At 51.1% G+C, this 15,952-nt stretch carries 9 protein-coding genes and 2 pseudogenes; 5 read left to right on the top strand and 6 right to left on the bottom strand.

The window, feature by feature from the left end:
• Positions 1 to 683: 683 nt before the first annotated feature.
• The gene (locus VA602_RS12950; RefSeq protein WP_323453392.1) at positions 684 to 941 is read left to right on the top strand and encodes a DUF2790 domain-containing protein; all 258 of its coding nucleotides are present in this window, start codon (positions 684 to 686) and stop codon (positions 939 to 941) included.
• 52 nt (positions 942 to 993) lie between these two features.
• Here the strand turns inward: VA602_RS12950 and VA602_RS12945 are convergent, their stop codons facing one another.
• The gene (locus tag VA602_RS12945; protein WP_323453391.1) at positions 994 to 2,154 is read right to left on the bottom strand and encodes a PAS domain-containing sensor histidine kinase; all 1,161 of its coding nucleotides are present in this window, start codon (positions 2,152 to 2,154) and stop codon (positions 994 to 996) included.
• Entirely contained in the window at positions 2,147 to 2,959 is an 813-nt protein-coding gene (locus VA602_RS12940; RefSeq protein ID WP_323453390.1) for an alpha/beta fold hydrolase, read from the bottom strand. Before VA602_RS12940 ends, VA602_RS12945 begins: the two co-directional genes overlap by 8 nt.
• A gap of 1,112 nt (positions 2,960 to 4,071) precedes the next feature.
• On the opposite strand from VA602_RS12940, the gene VA602_RS12935 reads away from it, so the two are divergent.
• Genes VA602_RS12935 through VA602_RS12925 form a run of 3 tightly spaced genes read left to right on the top strand, consistent with a single transcriptional unit; the run spans position 4,072 to position 9,265 of the window.
• Positions 4,072 to 7,536, top strand: a complete 3,465-nt coding sequence (locus tag VA602_RS12935; RefSeq protein WP_323453389.1) for a hypothetical protein — start codon at positions 4,072 to 4,074, stop codon at positions 7,534 to 7,536.
• Positions 7,533 to 8,021: a response regulator gene (locus VA602_RS12930; RefSeq protein WP_323453388.1), complete on the top strand. Its 489-nt coding sequence runs from the start codon at positions 7,533 to 7,535 to the stop codon at positions 8,019 to 8,021. Before VA602_RS12935 ends, VA602_RS12930 begins: the two co-directional genes overlap by 4 nt.
• A gap of 2 nt (positions 8,022 to 8,023) precedes the next feature.
• Positions 8,024 to 9,265, top strand: a complete 1,242-nt coding sequence (locus VA602_RS12925) for a 5'-methylthioadenosine/S-adenosylhomocysteine nucleosidase family protein (protein ID WP_323453387.1) — start codon at positions 8,024 to 8,026, stop codon at positions 9,263 to 9,265.
• A 674-nt stretch (positions 9,266 to 9,939) separates the two neighbouring features.
• Here VA602_RS12925 and VA602_RS12920 read toward each other — a convergent pair.
• The 4 genes and pseudogenes from VA602_RS12920 to VA602_RS12905 all read right to left on the bottom strand — a co-directional run.
• Entirely contained in the window at positions 9,940 to 11,913 is a 1,974-nt protein-coding gene (locus tag VA602_RS12920; RefSeq protein ID WP_323453386.1) for a phosphorylase family protein, read from the bottom strand.
• A gap of 711 nt (positions 11,914 to 12,624) precedes the next feature.
• Positions 12,625 to 12,926 (bottom strand): annotated as a pseudogene (locus VA602_RS12915) (hypothetical protein).
• Positions 12,923 to 13,903, bottom strand: coding sequence for an integrase domain-containing protein (locus VA602_RS12910; protein WP_323453385.1), 981 nt, complete (start codon positions 13,901 to 13,903; stop codon positions 12,923 to 12,925). The pseudogene VA602_RS12915 and the gene VA602_RS12910 overlap by 4 nt, the downstream one beginning before the upstream one ends.
• Positions 13,904 to 14,806: 903 nt before the next feature.
• Positions 14,807 to 15,439 (bottom strand): annotated as a pseudogene (locus VA602_RS12905) (tyrosine-type recombinase/integrase); the annotation flags it as partial.
• A 12-nt stretch (positions 15,440 to 15,451) separates the two neighbouring features.
• On the opposite strand from VA602_RS12905, the gene VA602_RS12900 reads away from it, so the two are divergent.
• Positions 15,452 to 15,811 (top strand): transposase, encoded by a 360-nt coding sequence (locus tag VA602_RS12900; protein ID WP_253781795.1) that lies wholly within the window; start codon positions 15,452 to 15,454, stop codon positions 15,809 to 15,811.
• Positions 15,812 to 15,952 lie beyond the last annotated feature (141 nt).

The following is a 15,952-nucleotide window of genomic DNA, read 5'->3' as shown; positions in this document are numbered from 1 at the left end:
GGGTTGTGCTCACACTCAAGCAGTTCATCGTATTGAACCAGTGCCTCGCCCAGAAGCTCGAGGGTCCAGGCATAGGACTGGATTGTGGAAAGGCGCTCGTGGTCAGTCATGGGACACCTGTCTCAGTTCGCGGGTGGACTGACTGTGGATAGGGAAAAAGCGATGAGGTCGAGATACCGGAGCCGGCGAGAAGCGGCGGAGAGCGGATGCGAGGATCCTGTAAGGGATAACGATAAACATGCATGAGATCCTTTTCAGTTGAAGCACCACGTCAATCGTCGCCAAACGATTGGGTGGCAGCTGTACGCAGGTTGGCGAACCGAGGAAAAGGAACCCGGCAGACCCGAAGGTCTCCCACGCACAGCCGCCATTGCACGAAACTGCGGACACAAAAAAAGCGCCTGCAATCGTGATCGGGGCGCCGATGCGCCTTTTCGTACGGGTCGCCAAACCCGGTCGCGGAGGTTGCCGCGACTGGGGGAATTTATGCCTAACGGGGCATCAGTGCAAGGCGCGGCGAAGCCCGAAGAAGCCGTGAGCTGCATTTTGGGAACGGTCCGACATACGTGCTGAGGGGGCGACCTTGATCTGTTAACCCTCAACTAATCCGCCTGTAGAACACTGGGTGCAACTCGGCGCTCACGGCGCCGCAAGCCCCCTCACGACAGACAGGTAACTTGAAAATGAAAGCGTTAGTGGCATTGGTGTTTGGCGGCCTTTGCAGCACGGCAATGGCCGATGAAGTGGCGCAGGATTTCAAACAGCCGCCGGTTGAACGGTATAACTACTCGCAGCACCTGGACATCGCCCGAGTGCTCTCCGTGAGCGAAGTGCCCCACGTTCGCGAATTGGTGCCCGCGCGCATGATCTACGAAGACTCCAAAGGCCAGCGGCATACGCTTGAATACACAGCGATGGGGAAAGGTTTGACTGACGACTGAGGCTTTGGGGTGATGCTGAATCCGTCAGGAAATGTTCAGCAGTGCCGGCAGATCAATAGGGCAAGTGGATGATGAAAGTGGTGCCATAGATTGGGTTGGACGTCACGGTAACCCGGCCACCATGGGCTTCGGCGATCTGCTTAACGATGAACAAACCAAGCCCGAGCGAACGCAGCGTATCTTGCCGGTCGCTACCACGCGTCATCGGCTCGAATAACTTCGGCACCAGTTCATCGGCGATGGCAGGGCCATGGTTGTGAACGCCCAAAACCACACCTTTGGCGCAGAACTCGGTAGTGAGCGTGATGGGATAGCGAAGGTCGCCATATACCGCACTGTTGGCGACCAGGTTACCGATCATCTGCTGCAGCCTGTCCTCGTCCACCTCGAATGTGCCCTGCCCGCGAGACAGATGACGAATGCTTGCGTTGCCAAAAACAATCCTGAGCTCGCTCACGGATTGGTCCATGGCCTTCAGAAGATCAACTTGTTGGCGCCGGATGCCGATGCCTTGACCGAGTTTGATCGAAGCAAAATCCAGAAGATCGACGATCATCCGCTGAGCTCGCTCAGCAGAAGTGCTAATGCTGTCCAGCAGTCGACGCCCACGGTCGGACTGAACATCGCGTGCAAGCAACTCGCTAGCCATCTTGATCGCCGTCATCGGGTTCTTTAGGTCGTGGCTAGCCACAGCGACCATTCGTTCAGCGAGCAGTGCCCGATGCTGTACATCTTCATAGGCTGCGGCCAACTCGACTTGGGCGCGTTGCAAAGCTAATTCTGCGGCGGCCTTCTGCGCCAGCAGCTCCTCGGCACGCTGCATTGCAACGAATACCCCCCGCTCATTGCGGTCTCGCTGGCTAATTCCGAACAACGCCAACTGGTAGACGACACAGTCGTCACTTGCTTGTCGTACACCATTTAGCAACATGGCAACGGCTGTTCCATTGCGGTGTTGCAGGTCGACCTTAACCTCCGCGACAGAGCCCTGCATGTCCATCAACGGCTTCCAGTGCGTGTTCTGGAACATACGCCCAGCCACGGTCAGCAACTGGTCGAAACTGCACGCATGCATCAGCGTCGAGTCGTACCCCAGCCAATCGCAGAACGTTTGGTTGGCGCGGATGATGGCGCCATCCGCAGCCATGACAACCAGTCCGCACGGGGCATTCTCGAAATACGATGCGGTGAACAACTGCGCGGCGTCATCCATCACTGAACCCACGTTCTACGAAGAAAGCATCCATTGCAGCCGTGCATGCACTGGGCGCGCTCAACTGCGGGTAATGGCCAATGTTGTCGATGATACTCAACTGACTGTCAGGCAGCACCCGGTGCAGATAATCGCCAACCGCCATTGGCACGACCACGTCGCCGGGACATTGCAGGATCAACGTGGGTGTCGACAGCCCGCAAATGTCCTGCCGGTGATCGGACAGGAAAATCACACGGGCAAAATGCCTGGCGATAAAGGCGTTGGTGCGGGCAAAGTTTTCCAGCAGCTCTTCGTGAAGCCCCGGCTGCCCAGGTGCCCCCATCAAGACAGGCGCCATGGTCCCGGCCCAGCCGAGATAATTGTCGTCGATGGTGGCCAGCATTTGCAGCACTTCATCCGGCGAGAATCCGCCGGTGTAGTCACCCTTGTCGACGTAGCAAGGCGAACCGCCGATCATCACCAGTGCAGCAATCCGATCTGGCGACTGCACAGTGGCCAAGGCACAGATCATCGCGCTGACCGAGTGCCCGACCAGGATCACGGGGCCTTTCGCAAACTCGTTGATGATCTCGTTAAGGTCCGATGCATGCCCCCACAGCGACGCGTGCCTGCCATGATCGTACGCCCCCAGGTCAGACTGTCCGGCGCCGGTCAGATCGTAGGTAACAACGCGAAAGCTCTTGGAGAAATGTGGCACCAGCAACCGCCACATGCTCTGGTCACAGCCAAACCCATGCGCCAGGATCAAGGTTGCACCTCCATCCCCAGCAATATGCACGTTGTTACGCTTCTGCAGGGTCATAAAAATCCTGGTGTAGTTGGTTATTAGCAGCATGTGACTGCCCGCCCAGTCTCCCGAAAGATTAGGTGATTCATGGGACGGGCGGGGTACGGCTGTGGTTTGGGCAGCGGTTGAACGTGACTGTTGTACCGACACAGGCATACGTGGGCACCATACGCGATACGCCTGGACATAGCCCGCGGATTATCAGACGAGGCGCTGCTCGAGCAGGTTTCGGGACGGCCGGGCTCAGGTGTAGGCCAGATTAGGGTGATTGATCTGCTTGTTGATCAAGCAAACGTTCTACGCGTTAAGGCGCTCTCCAGCTCAGGAGATGATCTGTTTGCGCCGTTCTAGCTCCTTTGGAGCGGAATTGCGGCCATTGGGGTGAACGAGGGGGTGAAGACCGTCACCGTCGAAGAGCTTGTAGGGGTGATCAGCAGGTTTGGCCGAGCGGCGGAGACAGACAGACGGTTGTTGGACGTGAGGGCTCGGTTTTCGCGGAGCTGGAATTTAGTGGATTTTTTGATGTACCTCATAGGGTATCTATAAACAAAACAGCTAATTATGGCTTTCCGTGGAATCGAACCGGGAATTTTTGCGCTTCAATGTGAGCTACGCCTCCCCGCTTTTGCTAAGTGGCTAAGGGCATAAAACGACTCATAGCGGCCCCTGTTGCGAGGGGCCGCAATCGGCCAGAAGCTGTCGTCCCACTTGATGCGCGCGGTAGCTGATTGGATATCCGCAGCGGTAACCCGAGACCTGAAGAAGCTCCCATACTATCGAGCCCGCATGCCATCACCTATCTCAACCTCATGAAAGCGCATTGTGGGAGCACGCTCACATAGTTTGTCGCATGCCCCTGCATGCCTCGTATCGCTCACCTCGCAAGGGATGCCCCCTCATTGGAGTGATGGGAATCTGTCGGCGCTCGCCAAAATTCTATTCGAGGTTTCTAACGTGCGTATTGATTGAGCAAGGGCATTAGGCCATCATGCTCTATCGATTGCTGCAGTGAAAACACACCTCAGCCGTCTAATAGTTTAACTAGCAGAATTGAAAGTATCATTTAGTAATTCAAGGCAGACGAAATCGGATAAAAATCCAATCTGATTTAAATACAGGGATTGAAAATGCTAAATACTGGTGACCATAAAGAAATTTTTGTAGCCTGCCAACATAAATTTCGAGGATTGGTTTCGGCCTTTAAGGCAAAAAAATTTGAGAAAAACCGTAGATACGATCACTCATTCGTTTTTCGACGTGGCTACCGAGACCTAATGCTTGAGGCTAGAGCCGTACTACACACATCGAGTTTCTCAAAATACCTGCAGTGGTGTGGATTTCATATAGCGAACCAACTTCCCGAACTTAAGAGATATCCAACAGGGTACGATGAGTTACAGGGGGTGTCCTGGAAGGATTCTAAAGTATCGCTTGAGCGAGAAATCCTTTGGATTGCAGCCAGAATCAATCAAGACCACGCTACGGTAAATCACTTTAGGGTATACGCAGAAAAAATTGAACAGTTTGTCCTCTCGGGCGACCACGCAAATGCGATAACCCTACTGAAAGAGCTTGAGTCTATACACGGCGCGAGCTTCTGGTCAGTACAGCTTCGAATTGCACTTGAAGGTATCGTGGGAGGTTTAGAAGGACAAAAAAGATATACATCAGAAGTCCGATCAGTCTATAAATCAGGTTTACTAAACTTCATCGCTTACAACACTAGCGTACGTAACGAAGACAGGGTAAGCATACAAAAGTACACGGAAGACATTCAGAGACGAATAACCGACCACAGCAGATACGAAGACTCTGTGAAATCCTACATGAGGCACCGACTGCTAAATATTTGGCCCGCCAAAATCGAAGAAATTGCGGATGTACTCCGTGTCGAGCAAAGCCATTCGCTTATAGACATATATGAAACATTTGTAAGCTTGGTTCAACACTCAACAACCTCCGATACCAACAAGGAACTAAGATCCACTGTGATAGCAGCATTGGATCAAACACTGATAGTAAACGACTTCAGACTATCAAAAGCTTGCTTATCATTTGGCCTGGCAGTTAATTCAAGCTTTCCTCTCAGGCAGACAAAAACCGCTGATGCGCTCGCTCTCGGCAATTCATACTCAGCCATAAAGTCCGCGTTATTGCCAAAAGACCTCCTCCGACGCAAAGCAGACGCTTGGGAATATATTTACTCTGGAGTTGCATTGAGCTTTGGCTCCAAAAACATTAAAGGTGAAAACCTTTCAGATGCAAGCCACCTGATAGCTAGCGTATTAAGACAAGACCAAAACTCATCGGCAGCTTATTCACGCCTATTGAAAGTCACCACAAATTTTAGCGGATTACCATTTGCAAGTGCGATTCGTAGTTTTGTCGGATTACTATATCGTTCGTTCCCAGCTCAAGAATGGCGACCAGAGACTATCTCCTTAAACTGCCCTTCTATCGGTGCGGAGGATAAGGTTGATTTTGATCTTAAACTAGATCAATCACCGTCTAATATTCTTTGGGGGCTTCTCCGAAATCCAAATCAAGATTTCGGAAACCTTGACGGCGATGCAGTAAAATTATTTCGGTGCTGCGGGTTGTTGAAGAGCGAGGACCTTGAACCAGTCTTGCATGATATCGAGTCACTAAGAGAATCCAAGCCACGCTTACTTCCGGCCCTGACAATTCCACTATATCTGCATGCTCTTCACGAAAGCGGCCTTCGCCAAGCGATAATAGAACTTATAGCTGATGAGTGTTCACGAGAAAAATGTAGAATCGATCTGCTCCCTATCGCTAGCACGCTGGGGAGTTATAGCACTGATGAATACAATAGGTGCAGCGCACTATTGGCGCCTTCGATAGCGCTACACGTATTATGGGAAATCACCGAGAAAAATACAACCGCCTCTCACCTTAGATTCAAACTTGGTCAGGTTATTCGTAGAAAGGATGTCCAAGAACCCGCCAAGCTGATAGACATCATGGAGAAAACCGCACTACCCATCCATCAACTTGTATATTTCTTAAAGCATGTCTGCACTTGCAGCTGGGTTGACCAAGTTAGAGTTGTGAAAACAACATCAGAAATATTAAATCAACGTCAAAATACTTGTTCAGTACTGCGTTCCCTTGATCCAGAGCGAGAGGATGATTATACAGATGAGATAATGGAAATATCCAATCGACAACTGATGAGTGACGGCCAGTGGATTGTGGACCGCACAAGAGTTCAAGTTGATATCGGCGCGCTGACACGATGGGCCACCCGCGAACTTTCCGAAGAATTCTATAGATATAGGGATCTAGCCAAAGTAGTAACTCCTGCAGAGTACGATGAACTCATGAGAGATATCTTGATTGAAAATCAGATATCAACACAGTTCTCCGAATTCGACGAAGCGGATACTGTTTTGTATTCTCTTCTCGTCAGAATTGGCCACGAGTTCCTAAACAACTCCCTATTCGGCCTTGATTACTATTTAAGCAAGCGCATCAGGCATCAATCTTTTGTAGGCCTGATCCGCGGGCCTCTTGAACTACAGAACTTAATCACCAACAAAGAAAAAAGCGGGGCCGACTACAATATCAACGAAGAGCTTCTCGAAAAGTTTTCAGATTGCCCTAAAGATACCCTGTCAAAACTCAGCAATACCATAGAGCGTTTCTCAGACTCCTTCGACACAGCAATCATAGAAACAAAAAATAAGGTAATTCAAATTAGATCGAAGGACAACCCGCACGGACTAATATCATTTGAGCTGGGCCCTCAAATCGTCCCAATTGCCAGAGTAGTGTTGAGCGACGCGGACACGGAAACCTTCATAAAAGGCGCCGTTGGGATCATGTGGGCGCTATTAGATCGCTCACTAGGAGAAGTTAGAGAATATATCTCTGGCGAACTTAAGTCGAGAGTAACCGTTATCTTCGACGAATTCCGTGCATCTTTAAAGAGTCTCGTGGAAGGGCGATCTGAATATCCTGAAGTCGACAGGACAATTGGCGAATGCTCCGTAGCTGTTCAGCTTGCATTGGATGATGCGAGCAGTTGGTTCTGCAGAACTAGTGACAAAGACTCACTCAAACGAACATTTGACACCGATCAGGCAGTAAGAATTTCGATTGAAGCCGCAAAAAAATGCCTTCGCGGGTTCGAGCCAAACATTAGTGTAATTACAAGTTCCTCTGATGTCGCCGTATTACCTAGCACACTGGTTTTCATACATGACGTCATATTTGTATCCCTGGACAATGCAAGAGTTCATTCAGGCTTAAAAAATCCAAATATTCATGTATCAGTTGACCCAGACCTTGGCAACGAAAGCTTTGTAATAAAAATACGCTGCTCGGCAAAATCAAGTACACGAATTGAATCAGAAAAAAAACTTTCCGAAATCAGAGAGAACATAGAGCGCGGAGAGTACCACTCTAAAACGAAAACCGAAGGGGGCAGCGGACTTTATAAGATCGCCGCAGTGGTAAAGCAATCAACAAAAGGCCATTTCACATTTGGCTTCAACGATGATGAATTCGAAATAACTGTAGCGTACCATTTTATGGGCGAAACGCTTCCCATCGAGGAGGTATTATGAGTGAGCGCCCAATCGCTATTCTAATCGTTGAAGACGAAGTACCAAAGAGCACGCAGATCGAGCTATTTCTCCGGGGACTTTGTGTACCCATGCACATCAATACGGTTCGCTCGGTAAACTCTGCACTAGACACACTAGACGAGAACGTCCCAGACCTCATACTTCTTGACATGTCATTACCAACAATTGATGTAGATATTTCCAATAAAGAAAGTGGCGGTAGGGCTCAAGGGTTCGGAGGTGTAGAGGTCCTAAGATATATGGGATTTGCAGGTCTAGCTTGCCCAACGATAGTAGTTACAGGCTACGAGGTTTTTCCTAGAGAAACTGGTGACATAGGTTTTTCAGAGCTTCGGGAAGAGCTTAAAGAGGATTTCCCTGGAATCGTACAAGGAGTTCTTCACTACAACTCCACTTATGAGACTTGGAAAACTGAACTAAAAGCCGCTTTTGAAGCCTTCCGAACCAGTAAAGGGCATGAGTAACTGTGCGAATACTAATTGCCGACGACTGCAAAAGTCGTTACAAAAACCTCTTAAAAAAACTTTTGGAAATCGGTATTGATCGTACTTCCGTGGTCCTAGTAGGAAGTGCTGATGAGGCACAGACAGCGTTGGAGAATCAGTATTTTGACTTATTGGTTCTTGACATAATAATCCCTCTTTACGAAACTGATGAAGATGGCTCTCACGAACACTCACTTGCGATTCTTCACCGAATAAACAATGATGAACTCATCATCAAACCAGGAAAAATAATTGGTATAACCGCAGACTTGGACGCAGCTGGAGCAGCGAAAGATACGTTTTCCGACAGCACGTGGTCTATTATTAACTATTCCCAAATAGATAATGAATGGCAGCAGAGGATTGTTAACTGCGCCAATTATATTCTACGTGAGAAGCAAGCGCGTCCTGTTGTGACGGCGATAGCTGAGCGGACTGATATCGTTCTACTATGTGCGCTTGAAACACCTGAATTTGAAGCACTGATGGAGGTGCCTTGGAACTGGGCTCCTTCGCGCCCCATCCACGATCACATGTTTGTTAGAGATGGATGGTTTATATCAAACGGCCATAAAATTACCGTCGCTGCAGCTTTCGCAAGCAGAATGGGAATGGTAGAAACTGCTGTAAAAACCTCTATCGCCATTTCACTACTTCGCCCAAGCATAATCGCTATGACGGGAATATGCGCAGGAGTTCCAAGCAAATCTAAAATTGGCGATGTCATTTTTGCTGAATTTGCTTGGGACTTCCAAAGTGGAAAGATAATTCGAGATGGCGAAACAACTAAACGCATGATTTCCCCTCATCAAATTCCGGCGACTTATGCGATAAAAACCTTGATGGAGGTACTGCGTTCAGATAAAGAATTCCTTAACGAGTTGCCCTCTATTTTTGGCGCAGAGTGTCCGTATACTACAAGAATTAAAATAGGTCCAGTGGCCTCAGGCTCTGCGGTCCTTGCCGATGGGAAAACCATCAAAGAAATTCAAGAAAGCCAACAAAGAGATGTATTTGGTGTAGAAATGGAGATTTACGGACTGTACGCTGCAGCGTATTCATCTAGTCCACCAATACGTTTTTTTGCCTTGAAGGCTGTATGTGATCATGCGGATCCAGATAAAGATGACGAAGCACAGCGATATGCTGCATTCGCTAGTGCCCGCACACTTCAAAAACTGCTTGAAGACCATGGTAAAATTTGCTTAGGGGAAACTAAATGACAGATGATGATAAAAACCAACGGACACTGGATCATGCATGGCGATATTTCGAACTGCACGCTCAACAGCGAATGACTGTATTCAACTTTTTCCTAGCAATATCCGGACTTATCTCAGCAGGTGTTGGAGTATGCTTACAGCAGGGAACTAAATTTTCAACTTTAGCTTCTTTACTTGGCATATTTCTCACTATGGTGTCTTTCATTTTCTGGAAGCTTGACCAACGAGTTTCTGAGATGATTAAGTCAGCGGAGTCGACTCTTTGCCAAGTCGAGGCAGCAACTGGGACCGATGGTATATTAATTTTTACTAGAGATCGGCAGACACCTCGCGCTAACGGTTTTTTTGCAATTTGGACTTATGGAAAATGCTTCCGGGTATCTTTTTTTTCTGTTGGCCTTATAGGGTTGGCATTCTCAATACTTCCACACCTTGTAGACTTCTCCGCCAAACCTGGCGAAGATAGCACTCCATATAAGCGTGTGTGCGCACTATAAATTTAAAAGACCCTCATGACATGTGTGCGGAGGAGGTAACTTACCTCCCCCACAGCTAGCACAACATAATTTTTATCTGTTTAGCTTTCAACACAGATCACGCGGTTTACTGAGCTAAGTAAAATCGCTGCAAGGACGTGCGGACAATCGTAGTTAACTGATCATCCCAAAATATGGCTATGAAATTAGGTCCTTTACGGCGCGTCGCAGTGCTTCCTCACTACGAACTGAAATCATGGGCAGCTTCCGTGCTTGAGTTGGAACGATGGATGAGTCGTCCAAATTGAAAAGCCAGACTTTCATCCCGCTAAATGCTTCTAAGCTGAGTGCCAAAGCAAGTTCATCGTAACACCATGGGCTTTGAGCATAGAATCTACTCCAAAGAATAGCTACGATATCGCTACGGCGGATCGCTTGTTCTATTTTTGTTGGAATCAGCTGATCAGACATGATCTCACTTTCGCCAAATAGAGCTTCTATACCGTAACTCATTAACACATCACCTAAAACTACGCCCATGGCACTGTCTTGCCGCGCGACACTGATGAAGATAGTTTTTGGCCTAGAATTATTTGCTATTGATCGCCTCACTCTATCACGTACTAGGCGATTAGCAATTGATACTGCTTTCTCAACGCTACCCTCACTATCCAGAATAGTTGAGTCGAAGCCCGGGTTTAGCCGCGCCCAATCACGTCGGCAGTAAATGCGCCTTGCCACCCCTCCCAAGAACGCAAAAGGAATAATTGGCAAACCTTTTGCCTCAGCCAGGTGGAGTAGCGTGCTTGCGGTTTTAGAAACTCTCCCGCCTAGTGCTATGACGACGTCGGCCTTTTCAAGGGCCTGAAGCTGCGCGAGCAACCACGCCTGCGACCAAGACCCGTCTTCTTCAGTCTCCGGTGCAGGATAGTCCCAGTCTTGGATCGTCAGATTGGCGCCAAAGGTCCGCCGAAAAAGCTGCCGTTTCTCCTCGACCTTCGGATGAGTTGGGCTGTGGAAATGAATGGTGCCGCCGCCATTTGCATCGGCATAGCCCATTGCAACATAGTAGTCTGCGGAATCAGGGAAAGGACTACAGACAACAAGATGAGCTCCGGCCCGTGCAAGTACTCTCCCCAGTTTGAGAGACGCTCGATGTAGTTGAGGTAATTCAGAGTCGACATCGGCAGTCTCGCCAGTCTCGCCCCCAATGACGTAAACTGACCTTGCCCATGAATCAAGCCGTTCTGAGTCTGTTGATCCAACGGAGTGCGCTGCACTTAGGTTTTCGACCTCAAACAGGCCCGCCTTTACCGCATGTATGAATAACAGAGTCGCATTCTTAGCAGACAATGCTCGGAATATTCCCTTCGCAACCTTTTCAATCTTCGCCTTACGGGCATCCGCGTAGTCGGAGATTCCTCGAAGTGCAATAGTCCTAGGTGATGGTATATGAATAAGTGCGGCATCATATACGCCCGCAGTTTCCATTTCCATTGCTGCTGCCTTTCGGTCGACGTCTTTTTTGATCCACTCCAAGAATGCTCTGCCCTTACCTACTGCTGGACCACTGGCGAGATTTAGATCATCGCCTGCATAGAGTTTGCACTCTCCGCGCATTTTCATGCCTGCGTTTATAAGTGCCGCTTCGGTCGTAGCAGATATCAAGGCAGATCTCAACTGTCGCGTACTGGTCTGCCACTCCCTATATTCCGACTTATGGGCGCGTGCGAAACACTGGAAACGGTTCAATAGTCGCCGGGAAGTCAGAAGACGGGATCCTGATATTAGGAATGTCCAGCTTCCTTCCTCGCCACTTGTAGCAGAATTAGCAAGATATTCATTAACGCTGTCAGGGATAAAAACGTCTCCCGGCTCAATTTCGTTAGTGAGTGACCCTGCGATTCCGACTACAACCACGTCCGCAGGCTCAAACTCTTTTATTAGAAGGGAGACAGTAGAGGCTGAGCGGGTGTTCCCCATTTTACCAGCGGGGACCATTGCAACGTTGAAATCTCTACCTGGTGTCGGCCCGGGAATTGTCCCGATGAAAGCAGTAAGGTTAGCATTCTTGAGCTCCCTTGCTTGAAATTGGTCACCGAGGACTTCAAGCACAGACTCAGCTTCTTCGCTGAGGGCCACATAGAGCAGAATATCAACGCGGTCAGTCATATCGCTAGAGGGTCCGAAAAGTTTTCAGCGAGCCAATTATGGAATAGTGGCTTATTAACACCTAGAAATCTAGGTATTACGTAGAAAATCGTGCACTAGACTCTAGAATTTTAGACATTATGCTGATTCAGGAATGGCTTCAGCGGGACGGGCGCACGGGGCCGTAACACTATGGGCGACGGCCCCCCTCTGTCGCTCTTCTCTGCCGAATTGCGGTCGATCTTCGGTAACAGAACATCAAGCACGCCTTGAGAGAGTCCACGAAGTTGAGCGGTGTACTGCCACCGAATGACGCGTTCGAGTAGAAGGTCATTTTCAGTCTTCAGGCGCTGGTTCTCATTTTCTAAACGCTGGATGCGCTGCTCCGCAATGGCCAGGCTTGCGGGGCGCTTTGTGGGCCGAGAGCCTAATTTCTGCTGGTTTTTTGCGAAACTCACATTTTACTCGAGCATGCGCATTGAGCGTCCGTCGAGTTGGCCGCATCCCGATCAAGCGCTTGGCTTGATCACACAAAGCATCCCATGTGAGCTTGCCGTTCTCCCCATCAATCATACTGAACAGCAACTCAATATATCTATTCGTCAGATGCTTAGCCATAACTAGAGGGCCCACAAGAGTTTTCGTAGCTCATCAACTTGGTAGAAGGCTGCATCAGTGACTGCAGTTGGCCGGTAGCTGTCCTCCGCGAATGACCGACTGGGTCGATTGCTGTCAGTCCTGACTATCAAGAGCAGGACCTCGCTCAGAGAACACCCAAGCTTTTTGTAAACGACGAGCGAGCAGCCGCACGGTCAGCAGATAGTAATACCGCGTCGCCTCGCTGCGTCGATTTAGGCGATGCTCAAGAAACCAATCCACATGTTTTTCTGCCAAGCCCAAGGCTTCTGTCGATGCCAACGCTCTGCTATTTCTGCTTGGATGATTTCCGCCTGGCGTATATGGCGTTGCCGCGTCGCGTGCGACCCGGTCAGCACGCCAGCCAAGAACAACTCCATATCGAATGGCTTGCTCATGACCGTCCTCCAATGTAGGCCGCGACCACATCGATCCGACCATGCCCCAGCTCGTAGCTGATTTGCCTTCTGGCCTTACGATCTAGGTGCCTATCTATCTGGCAACAATGGCCGCCACTGATTGGTGAGAGGTGTTGGGTGATCTGCTCGTAGCGCTCACATGCGTACGCCGCTCGTAGCTCATGGAAGCCTTTGAGGTTCTGTGCGTGCAGGATATCCCGTGCCGGGCGGACGATGCCCTGCAGAACGTCAAAGTAGCTTTCGTGTGGCGCAATCAGGTTGCGGCTGCCTGCAGGTGACGCCTGCCGTGCAAACCTAAGCGCACCTCGTATATGGTCGTCTACTCCAACCCAGCGGGGTGCGGAGGCACCGGCGCGTCCCCCCTTGGTACCGTCCTGGATGTTGATCTTGCCAATGTATCGAGCCTCACGACTTAACCGTAGCAGGTCAGCCAGGATAGCCTCACGCAGGCGCATGCCGGTGGCTCGCGCCAACAGAACAATCGCTGCGGCCCGTTGCTGATGATCGCGACAAAGCGCATCAACGATCTGCTTAACCTGTTCGCGGTCTTGGCCTTGCGGTACCGATTGGCGAACTCCGGTGCGCTGCATTCCCAACGCCTTACTCGGACTTGGCAATTTCACGCACTGATCACCGCGAAGCGCCGCCATGGTCCTGTTAACGCTGGATAGCCGGTTTTGTGCGGTGCTGACGGCGAGGTCACCGAGCTTAACCATGTCGCGCAGATACGCCGCATAGTCCGCCAATACCTTCCGATCAATCCGTCGCGCATAATTGATACCCGGCCCCTGTTCGGAGCGGCACCACTTCACGAATACCTGCCACCGATCACAGTGTGCCTTCACCGTTCCGTAGTGGCCGCCGCCGAACATGTCTTTCAACGCCTGCGGCCCTGCATAGCTCAGCTGCCTGCCGTAGCCGAAATTGCGGCCATCGCGTCTGCCCACCAATGACATGTCGGTCTCCTCATCGTTCGCTCTCCGATCCTCACCCCACGTCATCCCGCCAAGAATGCTGAGTGTTATCAGGGATCAAGGCCCCTGCGACCTGTGGGGATGTCCTCTAGCGCGGGACTGGCGGCTCCTTACGACCGGGAGCAAGGGCATCTCATGATCTGGCCTCCCAAGCACCGTTACCGGTGAGCGGGTGGAGGCTGCATTGGCTGACGAGACCAGTGCCGCGAGATCCTGAGTCGGCTGAACGCAGCAATGCGATGACCGGGGCATACCTGACTGTCAGTCAGGTGCAGTCCATTCCTTGGTCTGCGGCACCATCATCTACAGCGCTGTTGCTGGTGACATCGGCGTTTGTCACGCCGATTGTCACGAGTGGAGTAGCCGCAAAGCCAAGTGCGATGAGGGCTGCAGCAGTGCTAGAAGCGCCCGTCTCTTTCCAGGAGAAAGAGACGGGCGCAGGTTGGCGCAAGATTCGGCCAAGCGGATAGGTTGCTGCAGGGCAGCGAAGTACGAGGTGTTGTCTGGCGCACAAGGGCCATGATCTGAAGTAGGCATCCATCACCGGGGGAGGTGACCGGGCGAGCTGCCGGACGCGAATCGCCATTTGGGGGGAGAACCACCGCAAGAGCGGCGTGACCTTAAAGGTTCGGGTCACCTGGGGTGCTGTCATCGACAGCGCTTGCACGGCCAGTTCTACGCCTGTGGATAAACCCGGTCAAGGGTCGAAACTCAGCGCTACTTGGGACGTGAAAAGCGGTTATCCACCGGTGGAATTGAGTGGTAAATCCCGGACAACGTGTTGGCTTTTAGCTCTTCAAAGTGAGGTCCATCCAAACAGGGCGGCTTTGCAGCCCTGTTTGGATGGACCCGCGTGAAAGAGCAGCCAGCGCCGATCTTACAGACTCACCCGCGATTGAATGCGCCATGGCCATTTGGCAAGGGGGTGACGTTGTCGCCTACCGGGTGGGCAAAGTCATGCGGGGTGACATGCCCCGATCTGTTGGCATCGATGTAGTTACTCCACCACGCCATGATCAACCGACGCTGCTCCAGAAACTGAGCCTTGTGGATATACGCGGCGCGCACGCGGTTACGCTCCTGATGGCTCATCTGCCGCTCAATCGCCGCGTCTGTCCACAGCCCTGATTCGAGCAAGGCACTACAGGCCATGGTCCTGAATCCATGCCCGCAAACGTCCTTGGTGGTGTCGTACCCCATATTGCGCAGCACCTGATTAACCGTGTTCTCCGATAAGGGCTTCCAGTACCTGTGATCACCGGGCAACACCAGTTCAGAGAAGCGATTCAAGCTGCGCAGCCGTTCAAGGATCTCGATGACTTGAGGCGACAGCGGCACTATCTGAATGTCCCCACTCATCTTGGTCCCGCGTGTGAAATAGCGGACGCCTTCAATCGGCTTACGGGTATCGGGGATCTCCCACATCGCCCGTTGCAGGTCGAATTCATCCCACCGGGCGAAGCGCAGTTCGCTGGAGCGCACGAACACATGCAGCGTCAGTAGCACTGCGAGCCGAGTTGAACTGGCCTAATGATTTTGGACACCTTCTTAGGGCGCTATGATGGCGCCCAATTGGAGGCAAAATCAGTGCGAAAGTCATACTCGAAAGAACAGAAAATCCGGGCTGCCGAGATGGTGCTGGACGGTGGCCAGTCAGTCCCCGAAGTCTGCGAAATGCTTGAGATTGGGCCTACAGCCCTGCGGCGTTGGGTCGAACAGGTGCGCAAGGAGCGAGAGGGGCAGGTGCCAGCTGGAGCCAAAGCCATTACCCCGGATCAACATCGAATCCAAGAGCTTGAGGCACTGGTTCGGCAGAAAGACCGAGATATCGAAATCCTAAAAAAGGCCAGTGCTCTCCTGCTTCGGGACTCCAAAGATCGTTCTCGCTGATCAACGAGCTGAGTGAGCAATACGGTGTTGTCGAATGCTGTCGCGTGCTTGGGGTCAAGCGCAGCAGTTTCTATGCGTGGCGCCAGCGCCAAGCCCGAACAAATCCTGAACGGGATCAGTTGCGCTCGGCTGTAGAAGGCT

The sequence above is a fragment of the Pseudomonas machongensis genome, from assembly GCF_034961125.1.
Classification (GTDB): domain Bacteria; phylum Pseudomonadota; class Gammaproteobacteria; order Pseudomonadales; family Pseudomonadaceae; genus Aquipseudomonas; species Aquipseudomonas machongensis.
The sequence above is the reverse complement of the archived record's forward strand: the minus strand, read 5'-3'. Positions and strand labels throughout refer to the sequence as shown.